General features: G+C 73.7%; 20 protein-coding genes. 8 read left to right on the forward strand and 12 right to left on the reverse strand.

What is annotated here, in order from left to right; genetic code table 11:
• The first annotated feature begins 33 nt into the window (after positions 1–33).
• The 4 genes from ACWGL3_RS06145 to ACWGL3_RS06160 all read left to right on the forward strand — a co-directional run bounded on the left by ACWGL3_RS06145 (position 34) and on the right by ACWGL3_RS06160 (position 4,240).
• Positions 34–957, forward strand: a complete 924-nt coding sequence (locus ACWGL3_RS06145; protein WP_267946412.1) for a DUF3068 domain-containing protein — start codon at positions 34–36, stop codon at positions 955–957.
• 168 nt (positions 958–1,125) lie between these two features.
• Positions 1,126–2,007 (forward strand): decaprenyl-phosphate phosphoribosyltransferase, encoded by an 882-nt coding sequence (locus ACWGL3_RS06150; protein ID WP_267950503.1) that lies wholly within the window; start codon positions 1,126–1,128, stop codon positions 2,005–2,007.
• The gene (locus ACWGL3_RS06155) at positions 2,004–3,401 is read left to right on the forward strand and encodes an FAD-binding oxidoreductase (protein WP_267946411.1); all 1,398 of its coding nucleotides are present in this window, start codon (positions 2,004–2,006) and stop codon (positions 3,399–3,401) included. The genes ACWGL3_RS06150 and ACWGL3_RS06155 overlap by 4 nt, the downstream gene beginning before the upstream one ends.
• 86 nt (positions 3,402–3,487) lie before the next feature.
• Entirely contained in the window at positions 3,488–4,240 is a 753-nt protein-coding gene (locus ACWGL3_RS06160; protein ID WP_452460960.1) for an SDR family NAD(P)-dependent oxidoreductase, read from the forward strand.
• A 49-nt stretch (positions 4,241–4,289) separates the two neighbouring features.
• Here ACWGL3_RS06160 and ACWGL3_RS06165 read toward each other — a convergent pair whose 3' ends face one another.
• From ACWGL3_RS06165 to ACWGL3_RS06195, 7 genes are all read right to left on the reverse strand, one after another.
• Complete coding sequence (locus tag ACWGL3_RS06165) at positions 4,290–5,696, reverse strand: MFS transporter (protein WP_267946409.1); 1,407 nt, start codon at positions 5,694–5,696, stop codon at positions 4,290–4,292.
• A complete protein-coding gene (locus tag ACWGL3_RS06170) occupies positions 5,693–6,673 on the reverse strand; it encodes an oxygenase MpaB family protein (protein WP_267946408.1) in 981 nt (326 codons plus the stop codon). The genes ACWGL3_RS06165 and ACWGL3_RS06170 overlap by 4 nt, the downstream gene beginning before the upstream one ends.
• An 88-nt stretch (positions 6,674–6,761) precedes the next feature.
• On the reverse strand, positions 6,762–7,775 hold the full coding sequence (locus ACWGL3_RS06175) for an oxygenase MpaB family protein (protein WP_355012569.1): 1,014 nt from the start codon (positions 7,773–7,775) through the stop codon (positions 6,762–6,764).
• Positions 7,776–8,029: 254 nt separating this feature from the next.
• Positions 8,030–8,611, reverse strand: a complete 582-nt coding sequence (locus ACWGL3_RS06180) for a GTP-binding protein (RefSeq protein WP_267946405.1) — start codon at positions 8,609–8,611, stop codon at positions 8,030–8,032.
• Positions 8,592–9,077, reverse strand: a complete 486-nt coding sequence (locus tag ACWGL3_RS06185) for a DUF742 domain-containing protein (RefSeq protein WP_267946404.1) — start codon at positions 9,075–9,077, stop codon at positions 8,592–8,594. Before ACWGL3_RS06185 ends, ACWGL3_RS06180 begins: the two co-directional genes overlap by 20 nt.
• Before the next feature lie 9 nt (positions 9,078–9,086).
• Complete coding sequence (locus ACWGL3_RS06190) at positions 9,087–9,542, reverse strand: roadblock/LC7 domain-containing protein (RefSeq protein ID WP_267946403.1); 456 nt, start codon at positions 9,540–9,542, stop codon at positions 9,087–9,089.
• Between the two features lie 2 nt (positions 9,543–9,544).
• The gene (locus ACWGL3_RS06195) at positions 9,545–12,046 is read right to left on the reverse strand and encodes a nitrate- and nitrite sensing domain-containing protein (protein WP_452460961.1); all 2,502 of its coding nucleotides are present in this window, start codon (positions 12,044–12,046) and stop codon (positions 9,545–9,547) included.
• A gap of 621 nt (positions 12,047–12,667) precedes the next feature.
• On the opposite strand from ACWGL3_RS06195, the gene ACWGL3_RS06200 reads away from it, so the two are divergent.
• Positions 12,668–13,795, forward strand: coding sequence for an antibiotic resistance protein VanZ (locus ACWGL3_RS06200; RefSeq protein WP_452460962.1), 1,128 nt, complete (start codon positions 12,668–12,670; stop codon positions 13,793–13,795).
• Here the strand turns inward: ACWGL3_RS06200 and ACWGL3_RS06205 are convergent.
• Genes ACWGL3_RS06205 through ACWGL3_RS06220 form a run of 4 tightly spaced genes read right to left on the reverse strand, consistent with a single transcriptional unit; the run spans position 13,792 to position 17,760 of the window.
• Entirely contained in the window at positions 13,792–14,187 is a 396-nt protein-coding gene (locus tag ACWGL3_RS06205) for a DUF3592 domain-containing protein (protein WP_267946400.1), read from the reverse strand. The genes ACWGL3_RS06200 and ACWGL3_RS06205 overlap by 4 nt on opposite strands.
• A gap of 12 nt (positions 14,188–14,199) precedes the next feature.
• The gene (locus tag ACWGL3_RS06210; RefSeq protein ID WP_378552991.1) at positions 14,200–14,832 is read right to left on the reverse strand and encodes a TetR/AcrR family transcriptional regulator; all 633 of its coding nucleotides are present in this window, start codon (positions 14,830–14,832) and stop codon (positions 14,200–14,202) included.
• Between the two features lie 47 nt (positions 14,833–14,879).
• Positions 14,880–16,961 (reverse strand): YhgE/Pip family protein, encoded by a 2,082-nt coding sequence (locus ACWGL3_RS06215; protein ID WP_452460963.1) that lies wholly within the window; start codon positions 16,959–16,961, stop codon positions 14,880–14,882.
• A 16-nt stretch (positions 16,962–16,977) separates the two neighbouring features.
• Positions 16,978–17,760 carry an ATP-binding cassette domain-containing protein gene (locus ACWGL3_RS06220; protein ID WP_267946397.1) on the reverse strand — a complete coding sequence of 261 codons (783 nt, stop codon included), beginning with the start codon at positions 17,758–17,760 and terminating at the stop codon, positions 16,978–16,980.
• A gap of 229 nt (positions 17,761–17,989) precedes the next feature.
• Between ACWGL3_RS06220 and ACWGL3_RS06225 the strand changes: the two genes are divergently transcribed.
• Both ACWGL3_RS06225 and ACWGL3_RS06230 read left to right on the forward strand, forming a co-directional pair.
• Complete coding sequence (locus ACWGL3_RS06225) at positions 17,990–18,799, forward strand: M23 family metallopeptidase (RefSeq protein ID WP_452460964.1); 810 nt, start codon at positions 17,990–17,992, stop codon at positions 18,797–18,799.
• 94 nt (positions 18,800–18,893) lie between these two features.
• Positions 18,894–19,658: an endonuclease V gene (locus ACWGL3_RS06230; RefSeq protein ID WP_267950502.1), complete on the forward strand. Its 765-nt coding sequence runs from the start codon at positions 18,894–18,896 to the stop codon at positions 19,656–19,658.
• Positions 19,659–19,777: 119 nt separating this feature from the next.
• Here the strand turns inward: ACWGL3_RS06230 and ACWGL3_RS06235 are convergent, their stop codons facing one another.
• On the reverse strand, positions 19,778–21,217 hold the full coding sequence (locus tag ACWGL3_RS06235; protein WP_267946395.1) for a GuaB1 family IMP dehydrogenase-related protein: 1,440 nt from the start codon (positions 21,215–21,217) through the stop codon (positions 19,778–19,780).
• Between the two features lie 240 nt (positions 21,218–21,457).
• On the opposite strand from ACWGL3_RS06235, the gene ACWGL3_RS06240 reads away from it, so the two are divergent.
• Positions 21,458–22,402 carry a CDP-alcohol phosphatidyltransferase family protein gene (locus ACWGL3_RS06240; protein WP_267946394.1) on the forward strand — a complete coding sequence of 315 codons (945 nt, stop codon included), beginning with the start codon at positions 21,458–21,460 and terminating at the stop codon, positions 22,400–22,402.
• Positions 22,403–22,435 lie beyond the last annotated feature (33 nt).

Consider the following 22,435-nt stretch of genomic DNA (forward strand, 5'->3'; position numbering starts at 1 on the left):
CAGATCTGGACTCTCATCCGCCCAGGAGGGCACATGCGCCGTACCGTTGCGGTCGTTCTCATCGCGTTTGGAGTCTTCTTTCTCGCCGCCGCACCCATGATGCGCACGTGGATGTCGAGCTCCCTGATGAAGACTCCCCTGGACTACTACAGCGAGACAGTCAACGTCGCCGAAGGTGCCACCTACTTCAACATCGAGGACGTGGAACTCGTCGAGGACGCCACCCTCGAGGCCCACGCGACGATCCGCGCGGACGTGGCCTCCAGCACCGACGAGATCGTGGTGTGGGACCAGTTCACCTGGCTGAAGGACGCCGAGACCGACTTCGGCATCAGCTCCACGAGCCGCCGCGCCGGACACGACCGCGTCACCGGCGAGGCCGTCGACTGCTGCGACTCCATGGTCAACGAGGAGTCCGTCGTCCAGAGCGGGCAGGCCTGGAAGTTCCCGTTCTTCACCGAGCAGCGGGACTACGACTTCTACGAGACCACCGTCCAGGAGGTCGTCCCCATGGAGTTCCAGGGGGTCGAGGCGGTCGAGGGCGTCGAGGCCTACCGGTTCGTCCAGACCGTCGAGCCGACCGTCATCGACGAGCGCACCCTCCCGCGCTCGGTCGCCGGCCTGGAGGGCGACGGGGACGTCACCGGGGACGAGGTCTTCTCCATCACCCGCACCTACTGGATCGAGCCCACCACCGGATCGCCCCTCAAGGTCAGCGAGGACCAGAACCGCGTCGTGGTCGTGGACGGCGAGGAGGTCCTGACCCTGCTGGACGCCGAGCTCGTCTTCGACGACGAGTCGGTCCGCAACGCCGTCGCCAACTCCGAGCAGGGCCGCACCGTGCTGCCGCTGCTGCACACCACCCTCCCGATCGCCTTCCTCGTCGTCGGCGTGGGCTTCGTGGGCATCGCCGTCGTCCTGTACGTCTCAGGCCGCCGCAGTGACCACCACAACTGACCCCCGCCCCCCACTCCGCCCCCGGCCCTCACCGGCGTGCCCGAGAGGGTGCGCCGGTGCGCCCGTCCCGGAGCCGGGGCGCCCGTGACGCGGAGCGCGGAGCGGACCGGGCACGCGGGCGACGGCACACCCGGAGGCCCCGATGTCCAGGGGAGCCCGCGCGACCTCCTGGGCACGGCCCGCGCGCTGGTCCGTGCCTGCCGGCCCCGGCAGTGGATCAAGAACCTCCTGGTCCTGGCGGCCCCCGGAGCGGCCGGGGCCCTGGGGAGCCCCGACGCGCTGCTGACCTGCGCCGCGGTGTTCGCGCTGTTCTGCGCGGCCGCCAGCGGCACCTACCTGCTCAACGACGTCCACGACGCCGACCGCGACCGCGCGCACGCGCGCAAGCGCCACCGGCCCGTCGCCTCTGGCGCGCTCCCTGTCCCCGTCGCCGTCACGGCCGGAGCCGTCCTGGGCGCAGCGGCCCCGCTGGCCTCCCTGGCCCTCGGCGATCCGCTCCTGACGGGCCTGGTCACCGGATACGTCCTGCTCACCCTGGCCTACACCCGCCGACTCAAGGACGTGGTGGTGTGCGACCTGGTCGTGGTCGCCGCCTGCCACGTGCTGCGCGCCGCCGCGGGCGGAGCCGCGGTCGGCGTGCCGCTGACCTCCTGGTTCGTCATCGTGGTGTCGCTGGCCGCACTGCTCGTCGTGGTCGGCAAGCGCGAGGCCGAGCTGCGGGCGTTCCGCGACGCGGGCGCGTCGGCCGCCGCACCGGTGCGGGAGACCCTGCGCGGGTACACGGTCACCTACCTGGCCCAGACCCGCACCATGGCGTCGGCGGCGATGATCGTCACCTACTGCCTGTGGGCCCTGGACCGGGGCGACGCGTCGCAGCCCGTGTTCCACGCGGTGAGTATCGTTCCGTTCATCATGTTCGTCCTGCGCTACAACCTGCTCGTGGACCGGGGGGCCGGGGAGGAACCCGAGGAGATCGCCCTGCGCGACCGCCCCCTCCAGGTGACCCTCGTGTCGCTCGCCGCCCTCGTCGGACTGGGGATCCACCTGTGAGTCCACCGCCGCCGGACCGTGCGCCCGCCCACGGCGGGACGCGCCCCGCCCTCCTCACAGGCTGGGGCCGCACCGCCCCCACCGCCGCGCGCGTGGCGCGGCCGCGCACCGCCGAACAGGTCGCCGAGGCGCTCTCGCGGGCCGGAGCGCGCGGAGCCCTCGCCCGCGGACTGGGCCGCTCCTACGGCGACGCCGCGCAGGCCGCCGGCGGGCTGGTCCTGGACTGCACCGCGCTGACCGGCCCGATCCGGCTCGACACCGCGCGCGGCGAGGCCACCGCCCCGGCGGGGACCACCCTCGGCGGGCTCGTCGCCCACCTCCTCCGGCACGGGTACTTCGTCCCCGTGGCCCCGGGGACCGGCCAGGTCACCCTGGGCGGGGCGGTCGCCGCCGACGTCCACGGCAAGAACCACCACGCCGACTCCTCGATCGGCGCCCACGTGCGCGCGCTGACCCTGGTGACCCCCGACGGGAGTGCGCGCGCGCTGGGGCCGGAGGGCGACGGGTCCGAGCTGTTCTGGGCGACCGTCGGCGGCATGGGGCTGACCGGTGTGGTCACCGAGGTCACGCTGGCCGTGTTCCCGGTCGAGACGGCGTACATGAGGGTGGACACCGACCGGACCGCCGGACTCGACGCCACCCTGGAGCTGATGTCGCGCCCGGCATCCGACCGCCGCTACTCGGTCTGCTGGGTCGACCTGCTGGCCGCGGGCGGCGCGATGGGCCGGGGCGTGTTCACCCGGGCCGACCACGCGCGGATCGGCGACCTCCCCTCCACGCTCCGGCGCGAGCCGCTGAGGCACCGGCCGGGCACGGTCCTGGCGGCGCCGCCCTGGGCGCCGCCGGGGCTGCTCAACCGGTGGACGGTGGGGGCCTTCAACGCCGCCTACCTCCGCGCCGCGCCCCGGCGCAGGCGCGGCGAGGCGCAGCCGCTCGCCGGGTTCTTCCACCCGCTCGACGCGGTGCGGGGATGGAACCGCATGTACGGTCCGCGCGGGCTGGTGCAGTACCAGTTCGTCGTCCCGTTCGGGGCGGAGGGCACCCTCGCCGCCGTCATGGAACGGCTCTCCCGGGCGGGCGCCCCGTCTTTCCTGGCGGTCCTCAAGCGCATGGGGGAGCCCACCCCGGGTCCGCTGTCCTTCCCCCGGCCGGGATGGACCCTCGCCGTGGACCTGCCCGCCGACCTGCCCGGCCTCGGCCGCCTGCTCGACGCCCTCGACGAGAGGCTGCTGGAGGCCGGAGGCCGCCTGTACCTGGCCAAGGACAGCAGGGCGCGCGCCGAGACCGTGCACGCGATGTACCCGGAGCTGCCCGCCTGGCGGAGGGTGCGGGACCGGGCCGACCCCGGGGGCGTGCTCGTCTCCGACCTCGCCCGCCGCCTGCGGCTCGTCTGACCGCCGGGCCCGGCGCCGACGCGGGGCCGTGCGGACACCGGACGCCCCCCGCACACCACGACACCCCACACGACCGGAGGGAACCCATGCGCGACTCGGTGGGACGGGTACGCACCGTGCTGCTGCTCGGCGGACGCAGCGAGATCGGCCTCGCCATCGTCGAGCGGCTGGTCCGCGACGGCGCCCGGGAGGTGGTGCTGGCCGCGCGCGGCGGGGCGGAGCCCCCGCCGGGCGCGCTCACGGAGCTCGGCGCCTCCGTGTACTCGGTGGAGTTCGACGCCGGCGACCCCGACACCCACACGGGCACGGTCGCGGAGGCCGTCGGCCTGGTCGGCGACCTGGACGTGGTCGTGGACGCGTTCGGCGTGCTGGGGGACCAGGCGGCGTACGAGGCGGACCCGGCCTCCGCGGCCCGGGCCGCCGCCGTGAACTACACGGGGCACGTCTCCGCGGGGCTGGCCGTCGCGGCCCGCCTGCGCGAGCAGGGGCACGGCGCCCTGGTGGTCCTGTCCTCCGTCGCCGGGGTGCGGGTCCGCAGGTTCAACTACGTGTACGGGTCGGCCAAGGCCGGTCTGGACGGCTTCGCCCAGGGGCTCGCCGACTCCCTGCACGGGTCCGGCGCGCGGGTGCTGGTGGTGCGGCCGGGATACGTGCCCACCCGTATGTCCGCCCACGTGGACCCCGCGCCGTTCCCGGCCACGCCGGGCCAGGTGGCGGAGGCGGTGGCCTCCGGACTGCGCTCGGGGGCGACCACCGTGTGGGCGCCGCGCGTGCTCCGGCCGCTCTTCGCGGGGATGCGGCTGATGCCCCGCGCGCTGTGGCGGCGCCTGCGGCGCTGAGCCGGGGGGAGGCGCGCTCCCGGCGGGGAAGGCCGGGAGCGCACCCGGGTCAGGGGCCGGAGGGGGCCGGCGGGTCGGACCGGGCGTCCCCCGGTTCCGACCGGAGCCCGTCGGCGGTCAGCCGGTAGAACGCCAGGGGGACCAGGCAGCACAGCATGACCGCGGCGGGCACCAGGGTGCTGCCGACCAGCATGCCGCGCAGCGCCTCGTCGCTCTGGCGCACGGCCTCGCCCGCGCCCGACTCCACGTAGCCGCTCAGCGCCAGGGACAGCGACAGGAGGCCCGTCCCGACCGCCTGCGCCATCGCCTCCCCCGAGGTCCACACGCCCGACAGCACACCGCTCTGGCGCCGCCCCGAGCCGTGCGTGTCCGCCATGCAGTCGGCCAGCATCGACCACGGCAGCAGGGTCGTGCCGGACAGGCCCACGCCCACCAGCACGGAGGAGAGGACCGCGCCGGGGAGGCCCCAGACCGGGATGAGCAGCAGTCCGAGGCCGCCCAGGGAGAACACCGCCGCCGCGAGCCCCGCGGCACGGCGCTTGTCCACGCGCACGGACAGCCGCTTCCACAGCGGCGCCGACGCGATCAGCGGCACCAGGACGCACACCATCAGGACGCTCGTGTAGCGCGGCTCGCCCATGACGTTGGCCGTCACGTACGGAACCCCGGCGACCATGGTGCCGCCCGCCGCCGCCATCAGCAGGTTGGCGGGGAAGAGCACGCGGAAGTGCCGGTGCGCGAACGCCGCGCGCAGCTGGGCCGGGAGGCCCTCGGTGCGGTGCGGGAAGACCGTCCGCGGCGCCCTCCGGGTGCCGATCACGGCGCCGAGCATCGACACCAGCACCACGGCCCCCATGACCAGGCCCATGAGCCGGTACCCGGCCACCTCGTCGCCGGGGGCCGACTGGAGGACCGGCGCCAGCGCTCCGCCGAGCATCAGCGCGAGCCCCACGAACGCGGTCCGCCACGTGTTGAACGTGGACCGCTCGTGGTAGTCGGAGGTGATCTCCCCGGGCAGGGCGGCGTGCGGGACCTGGAACACGGAGGACGCCAGGGCCGCGGCCACGAACACGACCGCCACGTACAGGGCGGCGGCGTTCCCCTCCAGGGGAGGGCCGGCGAACATGGCGCCGAACAGCACGGGCAGGGTCAGCGCGCCCGCCAGCATCCAGGGGCGGCGCGGCCCCCAGGAGGAGCGGGTCCTGTCCGACCGGATACCGATGTACGGGCTGACCAGGAGGTCGACCAGTTTGGGCAGGAGGACCACCAGCCCCGCCAGGGCGGGGCCCACCGCGAGCGTGTCGGTCAGGTAGATGAGCAGCAGCAGCCCCGGGACCGTGTTGAAGATGCCTGTGGCCACGGCGCCGCTGCCGTACCAGGCGTGCACCGAGCGGGGCAGCGCCCCGGTCCCCCCGGCGGGCGCGGCGCCGGGGGCGGGGCCGACGGCCGTGGTCACGCGCGTCCTTCCGCGGAGGCGGGCGCCGGGCCCTGCCCGGAGGCGGTCCCGCCGCCGGCCGCCCCGCCGTCCCCGCCGTACAGCTCGGCGTGGCCGACCGGGTCCACGTCGTGCGCCACCGGGCACCCGGCCGGGAACGTGCCGATGCGGTCGACGTCGTACCCCTCGGGGTAGCTGCGGATGTTGGGGTTCATGTCCGCCCACAGCGGCTCCTCGCGCGGCCTCATGCGGCGCACGACCTTGGCGCGGAGCTTCAGCGCCAGGTCGGCCGACCTGCGCCAGGCCCGGCTCGGCGGCTCGTACCGGAAGGCCTCGATGAGCGAGTCGTCCAGGATCGCCATCGAGAACCTGCGCGCCAGGCCGGCCACGCGCGGCGGGTAGAACGTCACCATCAGGTCGAGGGTGGAGTCGGAGACGGCGCGCCCGGCGTCGGTGTAGGCGAAGTGTTCGCGCTCGTAGGAGTCGAGGAGGTCCCGGAACTCCTCGTAGGTCCCGGGGATGTCCTTGATCCCCATGTACTTGCCGAGCCTGCGGTAGTAGTGCGTGATCGCGGAGACCTCGTGGTCCGACAGCCTGCGCCAGCCGTAGCCGTAGTCGTTGAGCCAGCGCACGGGCATCACGACGAAGGTGCTGAGCACGTACCGGTAGTCGTCGTTGCCGATGTCGTAGGAGCGGTGCATCTGGTTCATCCGGCGCAGGGAGTCGCGTCCCTTCCCGGGGCCGAACCCGTGCCGCATCATGTTGCCGAGGATGAGCGCGGTGTCGTCGTAGCGCTTCTGGGTGCTGCCGGTGAACTCGTTCGTCCTGCCGAGCAGCCCGCCGATGCTGGGGACGGCGTAGGTGCGGTACAGGGCGATCCCCAGGGCGCGTCCCATGTCCCACGGGAACTCGTGGGAGTTGAGGATCTGCATGATGCGCACGCAGTCGGCCTCGGCGTCCAGGCGGTGGATCTCGTCGCGGAAGTCGAAACGTTTCAAGGGAGGTTCCTTCGGGAGGGGGCGGGGGGCGGGGCGGCGGCCTGGGGCGCGAGGGGGCGCGCGGACGGGCGGGTGCACTCCCGGACGGCTACTGCCCGGGGGTTCCCGCGGCCCCGGCGGGGCCGGGGGCCTCCGGTCCGTCGACGGCTCCGGGGGCGGAGCCCGCCGGGGCGACCGCCTGGCCGGGCGCCGGGACCCGTGCCCCGGTGGGGGCCACCTCCCGGGTGAGCATGCCGTGCGGGACCGGGCACCCCTGGGGGAAGGTGCCGATCCGGGAGGGCTCGTAGCCTTCCGGGTAGCTGCGGACGTTCGCGCTCTCCCGGGCCCAGCGCGGCTTCTCGCGCGGCGGCATCAGCCGCACCACGCGTGCCCGCAGTTTCAGCGCGCCCGAGCCGAGCCGGCGCCACGCGGCCGACGGCTCCGGGTAGCCGAAGGCCTTGATCAGCCGGTCGTCCAGGAGGGCCTTGGTGAAGGGGCGCACCAGGGGGCGCTGCCAGGCGGGGTAGAAGTCCGCCATCAGGCCGAGCGTGGAGTCGGAGACAGCCCGGCCGCCCTCGGTGTAGGCGAAGTGCTCGCGCTCGTAGGAGTCGAGGAGGTCCCGGAACTCCTCGTAGGTCCCGGGGATGTCCTTGATCCCCATGTGTTTGCCGAGCTTGCGGTAGTAGTTGGTGCCGGCGGCGATCTCGTGGTCGGTCAGCCTGCGCCAGCCGTAGCCCCAGTCGTTGAGCCAGCGCACCGGCATCACGACGAAGGTGCTGAGCACGTACCGGTAGTCGTCGTTGCCGATGTCGTAGGAGCGGTGCATCTGGTTCATGCGCCGCAGCGCGTCCCGGCCGCGCCCCGGGCCGAACCCGTGCTCCATGATGTCGTTGAGGATGAGGGCGGTGTCGTCGTAGCGGTGCTGGGTGCGCTCCGTGAACTCGCGGGTGTGCGCGAGGAGCTCCCCGATGCTGGGGACGGCGTAGGTCCGGTACAGCGCCAGGCCCAGGGCCTGTTCGAAGTCCCACGGGAACTCGTGGGCGCCCAGGATGCGCACGATGCGCTCGCAGTCGGCCTCGGCGTCCAGGGCCTGGATCGTGTCTCGCCACTCGAACCGCTTCATGGAGTACTCCAGTCGCCTTCGTGCGGGCCCGCCCGAGACGGGTCCATGGTCTGCGGGTGCGCAGCGCACGACGGCGCTCCACGGGGCGCACTTTACCCGGGGAGCCCGTGTGTACACCGGGCCCGGTGCCCTCCGTGCCGGTCCGGATCCGAACCGTGTCCGGACCGTTCCCCGATCAGTGCCGTGCCGGCGTCCGCCGGTACGCGGAAGGGGCGGAGGGCGACCGCCCCCCGCCCCTTCCGCGTCCGCGCGCCTCAGGCCGCCATGCGCTCGGCGACCCGGTTGACCAGCGTCAGCAGGACCTGTTTGGACGACTCCCGCTCGCGGGCGTCGCACAGCACCACCGGGATCGCCGGGTCGAGGCTCAGCGCGTCGCGGACCTCGCCCGGCTCGTAGGCGTGGGAGTCGTCGAAGCAGTTCACCGCCACGATGAACGGCACGCCGCGGCGCTCGAAGAAGTCCACCGCGGCGAAGCACGTCTCCAGGCGGCGGGTGTCGGCGAGGACGACGGCCCCCAGCGCGCCCTCCGACAGCTCCTCCCACATGAACCAGAAGCGCTCCTGGCCCGGGGTGCCGAAGAGGTACAGCACCAGGGCGGAGCTGATCGTGATGCGGCCGAAGTCCAGCGCCACCGTGGTGGTCGTCTTCGATTCCACCCCGGACAGGTCGTCGACCCCGTAGCTGGCCTCGGTCATCACCTCCTCGGTGCTCAGCGGGGCGATCTCGCTGACGGACCCGACCAACGTGGTCTTTCCGGCGCCGAAACCTCCGGCGATCAGGATCTTCAGCGCGGAGGGAACGATCGTCTGCGTGTCGTCAGAGTCGCTGGATGCCATCGAGAACCGCCTGGAGTACGTCCCGGCTCACCGGGCTCTTAGCTGTGTAGGGGGCACGGGCCAACGCGAGGCCGCGGTTGAGGAGGTCGCTCAGCAGAACCTTGACCACGGCCACCGGGATGTCCAGGTGCGCGGACACCTCGGCGACCGACTGCGGCCGGCGGCACAGCTCCAGGATCCGGAGCTGCTCCGGTTCCAGGGCCATCTCGTCGACCTCGGCCCGCTTGGCCGCGATCACCACGCTGATCATGTCCAGCCGCACGGTGTCCGCGTGCTCGCGGCCCTGCGCGATCACGTACGGGCGGACGAGCGGACCGGCGTCCTGGTGGCCGGGCGCCCCGGGCCCCGCCGGGGTGGCCGCGGGGCCGGGGCTCCCGGGCGAACCCGCGCCGTACCCGCCGACCGCGTCGCGTCCCGGCAGGCCCTGCGGTATCCCGCCGTGCGGGATCTCGTTGTGCGCTTGCATGGCCGTCCCCTATCGCGTGGCTTCCCCGGAGGCGCCCTCGTGCCTGGGGGCGGCGTCCAGATACCGTCCCACCTGCTCGACCAGGACGTTCATCTCGTAGGCGATGAGCCCGACGTCGGCGCTCTCGTCGGCGAGCACCGCCAGGCACGCCCCGCGGCCCGCGCCGGTGACGAACAGGTAGGCGCTCTCCATCTCGACCACGGTCTGGAGGACCTCGCCGCCGCCGAAGTGGCGGCCGGTGCCGCGGGCCAGGCTCTGGAACGCGGAGGCCACCGCGGACAGGTGCTCGGCGTCCTCCTTGACCAGGTCGTGGGAGCGTCCGATCAGGAGGCCGTCCGCGGACAGCACGATCGCGTGCCGGGAGCCGACGGCGCGGTCGAGCAGCTCGTCGAGCAGCCAGTCGATGTCCTTCTTGGCAGCGCCGTTTCCGTTGTCGTGCGCGGCGCCTTCGGGAGTACTCGTCACGGTTAGGCGTCCTTGTCGGTGTCGTTGGTCTGCTGCTTGCCATCGCGCCGTCCGCGGTCCGTCCCCTTCTGGAACGCGGACATGTTCCGGCGCAGACGCGCCAGTCGCTCCCCGCTGTCGGGGGCCTCACCGGGGGAGGCGCCGGAGGCGGGCCCGGTCCGGATGTCGGTCCCGGGGTCGGTCGCCAGCTGCGGTGCCAGGTTCTCCTGGGGGCGCCGCTTGGGCAGCGGGGGCCGTCCTCCGCCGGCCTCGACGGCGGTCTCCGGGGCGTCGGCGGGGGCGGCGCCGGGGGCGGGGACCGCGCTGATGTTCTTCCTGCGGGTCGGGAGGGCCGGGCGGTCGTCGGCGGGCGGGGCGGTGAGGAGGGCGTCCCCGCCGTCGGGGCCCAGGAGGTCGTCGGGCATGCCGCCGTCCGCGGGGCCGCCGTCGTCCGGGCCGTCCCCGCGGTCCGTCGCGGCGTCCTCGCCCGTGGAGGAGACCGAGGTCAGGACCGGCTTGGCGCCCACGGGAGCGGACTCCAGCTCGCCGGGGACGCGGTCGATGATCTCCCGCACCTCCCAGATGTCCTCGCCGGAGGACTCGGAGGAGGGCAGCGGGGTGCGGTCTCCGGAGATCAGCTCGTGCGGGAGCAGGACGATCGCCTGCACGCCCCCGTACGGCGACGGGCGCAGGTGCACCTTGATGCCGTGGCGGTGGGCCAGGTGCGAGACGACGAAGAGGCCGAGGCGCATCTTCTCGTTCAGGCGCATCACGTCGAACTCGGGCGGGCTGGCCAGGAGCGCGTTCGCGGAGGCGAACTCGCTCTCGGTCATGCCGAGGCCCCGGTCCTCGATCTCGATCGTCACCCCGTTGGGCACGTCGTCGCTGCTCAGGCGCACCTGCGTGTGCGGCGGCGAGAACATGGCGGCGTTGTCGACCAGCTCCGCGACCAGGTGGATGACGTCGGCGACGGCCGGCCCGTTGAGGTGGACGCGGGCGATCCGGTCGCGCTTGACGCGCGTGTAGTCGCCGGACTCGGAGATGGCGCCGCGCAGCACGTCGATCAGCGGCATCGGCCGGTGCCATGTACGGCCCGGGGCCTCGCCGCCGAGGATGAGCAGGTTCTCCGCGTTGCGGCGCGACCGGGTGGCCAGGTGGTCGAGCTTGAACAGCTGGGCCAGCTGGTCCGGGTCCTCCTGCTCGCGCTCCATCTTGTCCAGCAGGCGGAGCTGGCGGTGGACCAGCGTCTGGCTGCGGTGCGCGATGTTGAGGAAGACGCGGTTGACGCCCTGGCGCAGCTCGGTCTGCTGCACCGCCTCGTCGATGGCGGCGCGCTGGGCGGCGTTGAACGCCCGGGCGACGTCGCCGATCTCGTCGTCGGTGGTGCGGAGGTCGGCCAAGGAGGTGTCGGTGTCCACGCGCTCGCCGTCGTGCAGGCGGCGCATGAGGTCGGGGAGCCGGTTCTCGACGAGGTCGTTGGAGTCGTCGCGCAGGCGCAGCAGGCGCTCGGTGAGGACGCGCGAGGAGCGGCGGGCCAGCAGGAAGGCGCCCAGGATGACGGCGGCGACGCCGAGGCTGCCCCCGACGGCCAGGAGGACGGCCTGGTTGGCGGACTCCCGGGTGAGGGAGGCCGCGTGCATGGCCTCGTCGGCGCCCAGCGCGGTGAGCTCGGCCAGGACGTGGTCGTAGTCGGCCCGCCACGCGTCCTGGTCCACGGGCATGGCGAGGTCCTCGACCTCGCCGGGCACCAGGGTGACCGGGTCGGTGACCGTCTCCGTCGAGATCCGGCGGTCGATGATCTCCTGCTGCATCTCCAGGAGCCGCGCGTACTCGGGGCCCTCCAGCACGGCCCGCAGACGCTCCTCCTGGCCCTCGCCCTCCAGGTAGTGGCCGTTGCCCTCGAGGAGGTTCCGGTAGGCGCCGACCAGCTCGGTGAACTCGCGCTGGTCGTCCGCGGTCAGCTCGTCGGAGGCGAAGGCGCGGGCGATCTGGGCGTCGGACCGCGCGAAGACGTCGACGGTCCGGAACATGTACACGGCCGTGAAGGAGGGGCTGGTCGAGTCGCCCGCCATCCCCCTGCGGGCCTGGCTGTCGAAGCTGTCGGCGCCGTGCAGGACGAGTTCGTTGTAGTAGTCGAGGACGTCCTGGCGCGAGGCGTCCCCGGAGTCGATCGCCTCGCGGAGCGCGCCGATCTCCTCGTACTGCTCGTGCAGCATGCGGATGTGGTGGCCGCCCTCGCCGGGGGCGAGGTCGGCGAAGCCGATCAGCTCCCCGATGACCACGCCCATGGTGCCGTCGGTGCGTTCGCGGGCCTCGGCGAGGTCGCCCGTCAGCTGCTCGTCCCCGGGGTTCTCGATGTAGGCGATCGACTGGGACCGCTCCTGCATCACGTCCACGAGGCCGACCGCGGCGGGGGTCACCAGGTCCTCGGTGGCCCGGGCGCGGATCAGCTGGACGACGGCGTCGCCGGTCAGGGCGATGGTGAGGATCAGCCAGAGCGCGAAGAGCGCGGTGGTGGGGATCATGACCATTGCGCGAATACGGGCGGTGATCGTCCGTCCGCGTCGCTTCGGTACTGCCTGCACGGTTCTCCTGTCGATCCGCGTCTTCGGTCTGGGGTTGCGGTGCGGGGCCCCGGGGGGCCGGGTTCCGCCGGGGCGGCACCTCGCGGCCCGCGTGCGCGCGGCCTCCTGCCCCGCGGGCGGCGTCCGTCGGGGCCCTGGACGCGGGACGTACCGCAGGGTAACCACAAACGCGGCTTTTCGGCGTTGGGGATCGTATCTCGCACGTGAAGCGCCGAAATATCCGGGTTGGTGAAGGCAGTCTGCCATGAAGGCCGAGAATGTCCACCCTCCGGCCGGAGGTGCTCGTGTTGCCTGCTGTGAATAAATGGTGACAATGGGACAAACGTCACATATGGCGGAGAGTGCGCGGCCACCCTGCTTCGCGTGACGTTCCCGGGCCTCCCGGGCCGGAGCGGTGGAGGCGCCCCGGGAGCCGGGCGGAACGGCGGACGAAGTCGGAGGTTCGGTCCCCGCCCGACGACAGAGCGTACTAGCGTTGCGTCCCCGGGGCGGGAACGGCCGCGCGGACGGGGGAGCGGGGCGCCGGGACACCGCGCCCGCCGGAGCACGGGGGGAAGCACCATGGGTCGACCGTTCGGCGGGGGACAGGCCGCCGTCGAGGTGGCGCTCGCCGTCGTGCCGCTGCTGGTGGTCGCCGGCGCCGCGCTGTACCTGCGCGGGCAGCACCGGCGCTACGGGCGGCCGCACGGGCTGCCGGGCCGCCTCACGACGGCCGCCCTGGTCACGGGGGTCGCCCTCGCGGCCTACGCGGTCTGGCCCCTGCCCGCGTCCGCCGACGGCCTGTGCACCGGGAACGGCTCCGCGGGCAGCGGCCCGCCGCACACGGCGTGGGACGCCGCCCTCGCCCTCGGACTCTTCACGGCGGTCGGCCTCCTGGCCCGCCACCGCTTCCGCCGGGGAGCGGTGGAGACCCTCGTGATCGGGGCGGCGCTCGCCGCCTCCGTCGCCGCGGTGCGCGCGACCGGCGTGCTCGGCCTGTACCCGTGCGCCTATGCGCCCGCCTCGGCCCTGCTGGTCGCCCTGGGCGTCGTGGGGACCCTGGCCGGATGGACGGCCGCCCGCCGGCTCCTGCCCCTGTGGCCAGGCGGCCCCGCCCGGGGATGGCCCGCCGCGGTGCCCGACCGCGTCGACCCCGCACTCGACCGGCGCATGACGGGGGCCCTGATCGACCTCGGCCTGTGGTGGTTCGGGGCGTCGGCCGTGACCGCACTGCTGCACGCCTACGGCGTCGTGCTTCCCCTCGCAGGGGGGCGGACCGGGGAGGTCGCGCTCCTGGGCCTGGCCCTCGTGTGCGCCGTCCTCCTGCCCCAGCTGCGGAGCGACCGCGCCACGCCGGGCCCGGCCGCCGTCGGGCTGGCCCTCGGGGAACGGGGGAGCCCCCGCCCCGCGTCCCGGTGGCGGGTCCTCCTGCGCACCCTCCTGCTCCAGGCCCCGGTCGCCGTGCTCGTCGCCCTGGGCCTGCCCTGGGCCGCTCTCGCCGTGGCCGCGCTGCACGCGTGCACCGCCCTGGTCCGGCCCGACCGGGCGGGCCTGGCCGACCTGGTGTGCGGGGTGCGCGTGCGCACCCGTTCCAGCCTCGACGGCGGGCTGCCCTCACGGCTGGTCCGCTACTCCGAGCCCCGGGCGCAGGCCCAGGCCCAGGCCGGAGCCTCCGCCGGCCCCGCCCGGCCCCCGCGGGAGCCGGTCTAGCGCCAGGCGAGGTAGCCCAGGAGGAGGCCGGTGAGCATCAGGATCGCGCCCAGCCCGCCGAACAGCCCCCGCACCCAGTGGCTCAGCCACGGCGCGGACACGATGCGCGCCCTGGCGGGCTCGTCCGGGTCGTAGGCCACCGTCACGATCTCCCCGGCGCGGGAGGCCGTCCACCCGGTGTTCTCGTGCTCGGCGTGCACCTCCTGCCCGTCCTCGGTACGGAACTGCACGATCATGCGCGAGGCGGTCGAGGTCTCGTTGTAGCCGATCACCCGGCCCTTGGCGCGCATGCCGTGGCGGACGAGCCGCAGTTCGAGGCGCGTGTCCCGGGCGACGATCCAGAGGATCACGGCCCCGGCCAGGAAGGGGAGCAGGGGGTACAGGTCGGCCACGGGGGCGTCCTCTCAGGCGTGCTCCGGTGCGGACGACGATGCGCCGACCAGGCCGTCGGTCATGTGGGCCAGGGTCGCGTGGATCTCCTCGACCGGCCTTTCCGGTTGGAGGGTACGCCAGTCCAGGGCCACGGTGACCACCATGCCGAACAGGGCGGATCCCGCGAGCCCCGTGTCCACCCCCTGTCGAAGGGCCCCCTCCGCGGCCAGCCGTTCCAGCTGGCCGGAGATGACCCCGATCGCCTCGGTGCGGATCTGGCGGACGGTGGCGTACCAGGCCTGGTTGGTCCGCCAGGCCTCGGCCATCAGGAGCCGGGCGAGCGCCTCGTGCTCGCCGATGAACACCACCCCCGCGCGCAGGACCGCGGTGAGCGCCTCGGCGGGCGGGGCGGAGGGGGGCGCCGCGTCCTTCAGCGTGTCGGCGAGCCGGGACACCCCCCACTCCATCAGCGCCGTGTACAGCTCGCTCTTCCCGCCGAAGTTGTAGTAGACGGTGCCCTTGGCGACCCCCGCGCGCTCGGCGATCTCGTCCACGGTCGTGGCGCCGTAGCCCTGTTCGGATATCAGGCCCACGGCCGCCTCGAACAGGCGGTGCCGGGTCGCCTCTCGGCGACCGCTCCTCGGCCGTTCGGTGCTCGTGCTCATCCGGTCCATTCTGCCGCTGCCGGCGCCGGTCGCGCCACGGCGGGCCGTCACAGCTTCAGCGCGGGGTAGAGGGAGGACATCGTCCACACCCGCTTGCGCTCCACTGCCAGCCACGTGAGGAGCAGCGGTACCACCAGCCACAGGCCCATCACCCCGAAGGCGCTCCACACGAGGTCCGGGTCCCCGCCCCCGAGCAGGACGCGCATCGCCGTCACGCCCCAGTGCAGCGGCAGGTAGGGGCCGACGGCCTGGAAGAACGCCGGGCTGGTCTCGATCGGGTACGTGCCGCCCGCCGACGTCAGCTGGAGCACCAGGAGGGCGAGGGCGACGACCCTTCCCGCGGCCCCGAACCGCACGTTGAGGTACTGCACGACGGCGGTGAACGCGACCGAGGTCAGCACCAGGAACGCGACGAGCAGGGGCCAGTTCCGGGCCTCCAGCCCCAGGAACAGGTGCAGCGCGCCCAGGGTGACCGCCACCTGGCCCACGCCGAGCAGCAGCGGGACGACCCGGCCCGCCAGGGCGACCCGCCACGACGGGGCCGAGGACGCCAGGGCCCGCGAGGACAGCGCGGGCAGCACCATGAACACCACCATCGCCCCCACCCACAGGGACAGCGGGACGAAGAACGGGGCGAACCCCGTCCCGTAGTTCGGGGCCTCGTTGGAGATCTCGCTGTCCAGCCGGATCGGCTCGCTCATCACGGCGGACGCGTCGGACCGGCCCCGGTCGGAGTAGGTGGGGATCTCCCCTGCGCCCTCGTCGAGCCCCTCGGCGAGTTCTCCGGACCCCGACGCCAGCTGGCCCAGCCCCTCGTGGAGGTCGCCCGCGCCGCCGCTGAGCAGGCCCAGGCCGGAATCCAGCTCCGAGGCGCCCTCGGAGGCGTCCGCCAGCCCGTCCCGCAGGGCCGCGGAGCCCTCGGCGAGTTCGGCCAGCCCCTCGTCGAGCTCGTCGACCTTGTCTCGGGCCTCCTCCGCCCGGTCCACCATGTCGGGAAGGTCCTCGGAGAGCGCGGCCGCGCGCTCGCTGAGGGCGGCGGCCTCCTCGGCGGCCGACCCGATGTCGTCCCTGTTCCCGTCGACGTACCCGGCGACGGACAGGGCGGTGTCCATGGCCCCCTGGAGGTCGCGCAGCAGCGTGTACAGATCCGGGTTCTCGGTCTCCAGGCCGGGGTTCTCCCGGAGGAAGGCGGCCAGCCGGGCGTCGACCTCGGAGAGCCCGGCGGTGTCGATCTCCTCGGGCAGCTCCTCCAGGGCCGTGGACAGGGCGCCGGTGACCTCGGCGGCGGTGTCGGCGCGCTCCTGGATCGCGGGGATGTCCTCCTCCAGCTGGGGAAGCCATTCGTCGGCCAGCTCGTCCAGCTTCTCCACCTGGGTGGAGACCTCCTCGGACGCGGTGCCGGCGCCCGCGGCCAGGGACCGGGAGCCCGTGTACAGCTCGTCCAGGCCGCTGCTCAGCGATCCGGCCCCGGTGTGGGCGTCGTCCACGCCCGTCGACAGCTCACCGGCCCCCTCCTCGGCGCTGTCCGCGCCGCCGGACAGCTCGTCGGCGCCCTCGGCCGCCTCCTCGGTCCTGCCGTGGATCTCGTTGAACCCCACGAAGATCTCGTCCAGGTAGTCGCTGATCGCCGACGCCGCGGCGGCGTCGCGGACCTCCTTGAACGCGCTCCCCGCCAACTGGCGCACGATGAAGCTGTTGGAGTCGTTGTAGTGCGCCTCCAGCATGGCCTGGACCGGCGCCTCCCGGTCCCGGGAGGGCGAGGACAGGTCCTCGCTGAAGTGCGAGGGGATGGTGAGGGAGACGTAGTAGTCCCCGTCGGCGACCCCGCGCGCGGCCTCCTCCGCGCCGACCGGGCGCCAGTCGAGGTCCCCGCGCTCCAGGAGCGTGTCGGTGAGCTCGCCGCCGGCGTCCATCTCCCGGCCGTCCACCTCCACGGGCCGGTCCTCGTTGACGAGCGCCACCGGCAGGTGCTGCATCCTGCCGAACGGGTCCCAGAAGGACCACAGGTACATGCCGGAGTAGAGCAGCGGGATGAGCACGAGCGCCGCCAGCGCGGCCGCGGGCAGCGGGGAGCGCAGGAAGGAGCGCACGGTGAGCAGCCCGAGCCGGGGCACGGCGAAGGGCCGCATGCGCGGTCTGCCCCTCTTATGCCTGTTCACTGCCGTCACCGTCCTTCCCGCGGTCGAGGAGGTCGTCGATGCGCGCCCGGGCGGGGCCGGTGTCCGCGCCGCCCTCGTGCTCCGCCGGGTCGTCCGGCCCGTGCGCGGGGTCCTGCCGGATCGGGACGGGGCCCTGGGTGTCCGGTCCGGCGACCCGGTCCAGCGCGTCGGCGTCGGCGCAGGTGGCGATCACCGTGGGCCCTTCCCCGGCGAGGCGTTCGAGGGTGCGCCACATGGCGGCCTGGTGCTCGCCGTTCAGGCCGCCGTCCACGTCGTCCACGGCCAGGAGCCGGGGCTCGGCGAGGAGGGCCAGGGCGACGCCCAGGCGGCGCCGTTCGAGCATGGACAGGTCCTTGACCATGGTGCGGCGATCCAGCTCCCCGAGGTCGGCGGCCTCCATGGCCTCGTCGGCCAGCCCCCTCGCGGCGGGCCGCATCCGCAGGAGCAGGCCCTCCGAGAGGTGTTCGCGCACCCGGAGGCGGTCGTCGAGGGCGTTGACGTCCTCCATCAGTCCGAGCGAGCTGATCCGGCGGACCCGGCGGGCCCGGCGGGGCAGCTCGTGGCCGTCCACGTACACGGTTCCCTCCGACGGCCTCATCCTGCCGGTCAGGGTCAGGAGCAGCGCGCTGCGACCGCCGCCCGAGTCGGCCTGGAAGACCGTGAGCGTGCCGGGCCGGGCGACGAAGCCGACCCCGGTGTAGACGGGGCCCTCGCGTGTGGCGAGCGTGACGCCCTCGGCCTGGACGCGCGCTCCGGTGGCCCGACGCATATCTGCGCTCCCCACTTTTTAAACTGACCAGTCAGTGCAAAACCAGCGGCTCCACGCTACTGCGCCCGGGGTCCCTGTCCGAGCATCCGCCGCTGTGGGGTGTCGCACAGCGCGACGCGCCCGGCGGCCGCTTCGCACGGGGTCGGAGACGAGTTTGTGTGTAATTCCGTATGTACGTAAACTATGGAAAAATGAGGGGCGGTCCCGTGCCGCCCGGAGGAGGGATGCCATGCGGACGGCGGCCGGAGTGTGCTCGCTCCTGTTCCTGTGGAGCGGTGCGGCGCTGCTGGGGGTGGTCCTGGCCCGGGAGCTCCTCGACCTCTCCGGGTGGTGGAACGTGGCCGCCCTGGCGGCTTTCGGAGTGCTCGCGGCGCTGAACCTGCTGTTCGGCCGCCTGGCGCGCGGGGGGCCGCCCCCGCGCGCGGTCGAGGTGGCGCCGCCGGTCGCCGGGGCCTGGACCGCCCTGAACAGCCCGGCGGACCGCGTCCCCAGCCACGGCACCCGCGCCTACGGCCAGGAGTACGCGATCGACGTCCTGAAGGACTCCGAGGAGCGCCCGGCCTTCGGCTGGTGGCCCCCGGTCCGGGGGAACCGGGACTTCCCGGCCTTCGGGGAACCCCTGCTGGCCGTGGCGGACGCCGTGGTCGTCCGCGCCTGCGACCGCCGTCGCGACCACCTGAGCCGCAACTCCTACCCGGCGCTCGCCTACCTGTTCGCCGAGGGGACGGTGCGCAGCCTCGGCGGGGCGGGACCCGTGATCGGCAACCACGTGGTGCTCGACCTGGGGGGCGGCGTCTTCGCCCTCTACGCCCACGTGCAGCGCGGTTCGCTCAGGGTGCGCGAGGGCGACCGCGTCCGGGCGGGCCGGACGCTCGCCCTGTGCGGCAACTCCGGCAACACCACCGAGCCGCACCTGCACTTCCAGCTGATGGACCGGGCCGACCCGAACCGCGCCCGGGGCGTTCCCTTCACCTGGCGGGGGGTCGGCGTCCCCGCGAACGGCGAGCGTTTCGAGGCCCCCGGGCCGCCCCGGGACTGAGCCGGGGCCGTGCCGTCCCGGCGCGCGCCCGCACCCCGGTGCGCGTACGGTTGGACGGGTGGACCGATCGGAACCGCGAGAACGGGGGAACACGGTGTCGGAGATCGCCGAACGGGTCGCGCGGGTGCTGGACGACCCCGAGAACTGGCCAGACGACCCCAAGGAGGCCGTCGCGCGCCAACGCGTGCTGGCGGACCGCGTGCGCGTCGAGCCGCTGGACGTGGACGCGGTGCGGCTGGTGGCCGGGCTGGACGTCAGCTACGCCACGGACAACTCCGCGCTGTCGGCGGCGGCCGTGATCCTGGACGTGCAGACCCTGGAGGTCGTGGAGTCCGTCGCGATCTCCTCCGAGCCCACGTTCCCCTACATCTCCGGGCTGTTCGGCTTCCGCGAGCTGCCGCCCGTCCTGGAGGCCCTGGGCGCGCTGCGGACGACCCCCGACGTGTACCTGTGCGACGGGTTCGGGATGGCGCATCCGCGCCGCTTCGGGATCGCCTCCCACCTGGGGGTCCTGCTGGACCTGCCGGTGGTCGGGTCGGCCAAGTCCGTGCTGTACGGCAAGCACTCCGTGCCGGGGAACGAGCGCGGGTCGTGGACGCCCATGGTGGCGGGACGCTCCGAGGTGGTCCCCGACTCGCCCGCGCTGGCCCGGGAGGGCGCGGAGGTGATCGGGCGCGTCCTGCGCACCCGCGCCGGCGTCAAGCCCGTCTACGTGTCCGTGGGGCACCGCGTGGACCTGGAGGGCTCGGCCGAGCTGGTGCTGCGCCTGTCGCCGAAGTACCGCGTCCCCGAGCCGGTCAGGCACGCCGACCGGCTGTGCGGCGAGCACCGCAAGGCGGTCCTCGCCGCCAAGGGGTAGGCCGCGCCGGGGGCGCCCCCGCGAGGGGACGCGGACGGAGGCTCGCGCGGGCCGTCGGAACGGCGGTGCGGACCGCCCCGCCCGTGGGGCGTGCGTCCGCGCGCCCCCGGGCGTCCGGGCTACCAGCTGGTGGGAACCGGGCGCCCCTCGTTGTACCCGGCGGCGCTCTGCACGCCCACCACGGCCCGCTCGCGGAACTCCGCCAGCGACGTGGCCCCCGCGTACGTCATCGAGCTGCGCACGCCCGCGATGATCTGGTCGATCAGGTCCTCCACGCTGGGCCGCTCCGGGTCCAGGTACATGCGGCCCGTGGAGATCCCCTCCTCGAACAGGGCCTTGCGCGCCCGCTCGAACGGGGAGTCGTCGGCGGTGCGCAGGCGGACCGCGCGGGCCGACGCCATGCCGAAGCTCTCCTTGTACTGCCTGCCCTCGGCGTCGCGCATCACGTCGCCCGGGGACTCGTAGGTCCCGGCGAACCAGGAGCCCACCATCACGTTGGACGCGCCCGCGGCCAGGGCGAGGGCCACGTCGCGCGGGTGGCGCACGCCGCCGTCCGCCCACACGTGCTTGCCCAGGTCGGCCGCGGCCTCGGCGCACTCCAGGACGGCGGAGAACTGGGGCCGGCCGACGGCCGTCATCATGCGGGTGGTGCACATCGCGCCCGGGCCCACGCCGACCTTGACGATGTCGGCGCCCGCCTCGATGAGGTCGCGGGTGCCCCGGGCGGTGACGATGTTGCCGGCCACGATCGGCACCTTCGGCGCGAGGGCGCGGACCGTGGCGATGGCGGAGAGCATCTTCTCCTGGTGGCCGTGCGCGGTGTCGATGACCAGGGTGTCGGCGCCGGCCGCCAGCAGGTCGGCGGCCTTGCCCGCCACGTCCCCGTTGATGCCGACGGCGGCGGCCACGCGCAGGCGGCCCCCCGCGTCCACGGCGGGCGTGTACAGGGTGGAGCGCAGCGCGCCCGTTCGCGTGAGCACGCCGACCAGGGCGCCCTCCCCGTCCACGACCGGCGCGAGCCGGTGGCGGAAGTCGTGCAGCCTCCCGAAGGCCTCCTGCGGCTCGGTGTCCGCGGGGATGGTCAGCAGCTCCGCGGACATCACGTCGCGCAGCTGCGCGAAGCGGTCCACGCCCGCGCAGTCGGCCTCGGTCACCACGCCGACGGGGCGGCGGGCCCCGTCGATCACGATCACGGCGTTGTGCGCCCGCTTGGGCAGCAGGTTGAGGGCCTCGCCGACGGTGCTGGTCGGGTTGAGGGTGATGGCGGTGTCGTGCACCAGGTGCCGCTGCTTGGTCCAGGAGACGACGTCGGACACCACCTCGATGGGAATGTCCTGCGGGATGACCGCGATGCCGCCGCGCCGGGCGACGGTCTCGGCCATGCGGCGCCCGGCGACCGCCGTCATGTTCGCCACGACCAGGGGGATGGTGGTGCCGGTGCCGTCCGGGGACGACAGGTCCACGCTGAGCCGGGAGCCCACCGCGCTCCGGTTCGGGACCATGAACACGTCGCTGTAGGTCAGGTCCTGCTGCGGGACCTGGTCGTTGAGAAAACGCAATGCCTCTACCTCGGTCGAGACCGAAGGGGGTGGACCATCCGCTGCTCCCGCACACGGCCGCCTGTTGATCCCCCTCTTACCAGTCAAGTATGCCGTCACCGATTAGGTCGGACGACCCTCGATCTGGCATGATGACTCGATTCCCGCCGATACAGCCCTCTCCCCTGCCCTGGTCAGCGCTTCGTTGAACGGTGGAGCGGCCGGGGCTCCGGGGGGAGTGTGCCCTCCTGGAGAGCCCGCATGCCGCGTTTCACGTTCGCGCAAGTCAAGGAAGAGACCTACAAGGCGAAGGACGCCTGGTGGACGGTCTTCCTGGTCGATCCCCTCGCAGGGCGTCTCGTGGTCTGGACCGCGAACCGCACCGGCATCACCCCCAACCAGCTGACGCTGGGCGCCGGCGTCCTCGGTCTGCTCTCCGCCCTCTGCTTCGTCGCCCCGGCCTTCGTCGAGGGGACCGGTTGGGGCTGGCTGGTGCTGGGCGGGCTGCTGTTCCACCTCAGCTTCGTGCTGGACTGCATGGACGGCAAGATCGCCCGCCTCAAGGGCAACGGCTCGGTCTTCGGCAGCTGGGTCGACTTCGTGTTCGACCGCATCCGGTTCTTCGGCTGCGTCATGGCGCTCCTCGTCACCCAGTGGGCGGTCACCGGGAACGCCGCCTACCTGATCGTCGCGCCGGTCGTGGTCTTCTTCGACCTGCTGCGCTACCTCAACGGCTCCCAGGTCGCCAAGACCCGCCGGGCCATGCACCAGACCATCGCGGAGCTCTCGGGCGAGACGCGGCCGGGACAGCCCGCGGCGGGCCTGGGCGACGGGGACCCGGAGGACGACGAGATGGCGGACGCCCCCGCGCGCCCGGACGCCCCGGCCCCGACCGGCTTCTACCCGCGTGTGCGCGACTTCCTGCTCCGGAACAGGGTGCGGCCCCACCTGTTCAGCGGCATCGAGTTCGAGATGTTCCTGTGCGTGGTGGCCCCGATGACCGTCGTGGTCGCCCTGTTCACGCCGCTGAACAGCCTGATCATCCCGACCGCGGTGTTCTCCGTCCTGGCGCTCGCCCTCTTCGAGGTCGTCCTGGTCCTGCGGCTGTGGAAGGACACGCGCAGGTTCGAGGCCCGCCGCCGCCAGCTGCTCGCCTCCGGCGCCGTCGCGGCGGCCCCCGCGGAGACGGCCTCCGGCGGGAGCTGAACCCGGCCGGTTCCGAGGACGAAGAAGGGGCGG

This window comes from Nocardiopsis sp. NPDC055824, assembly GCF_053616335.1.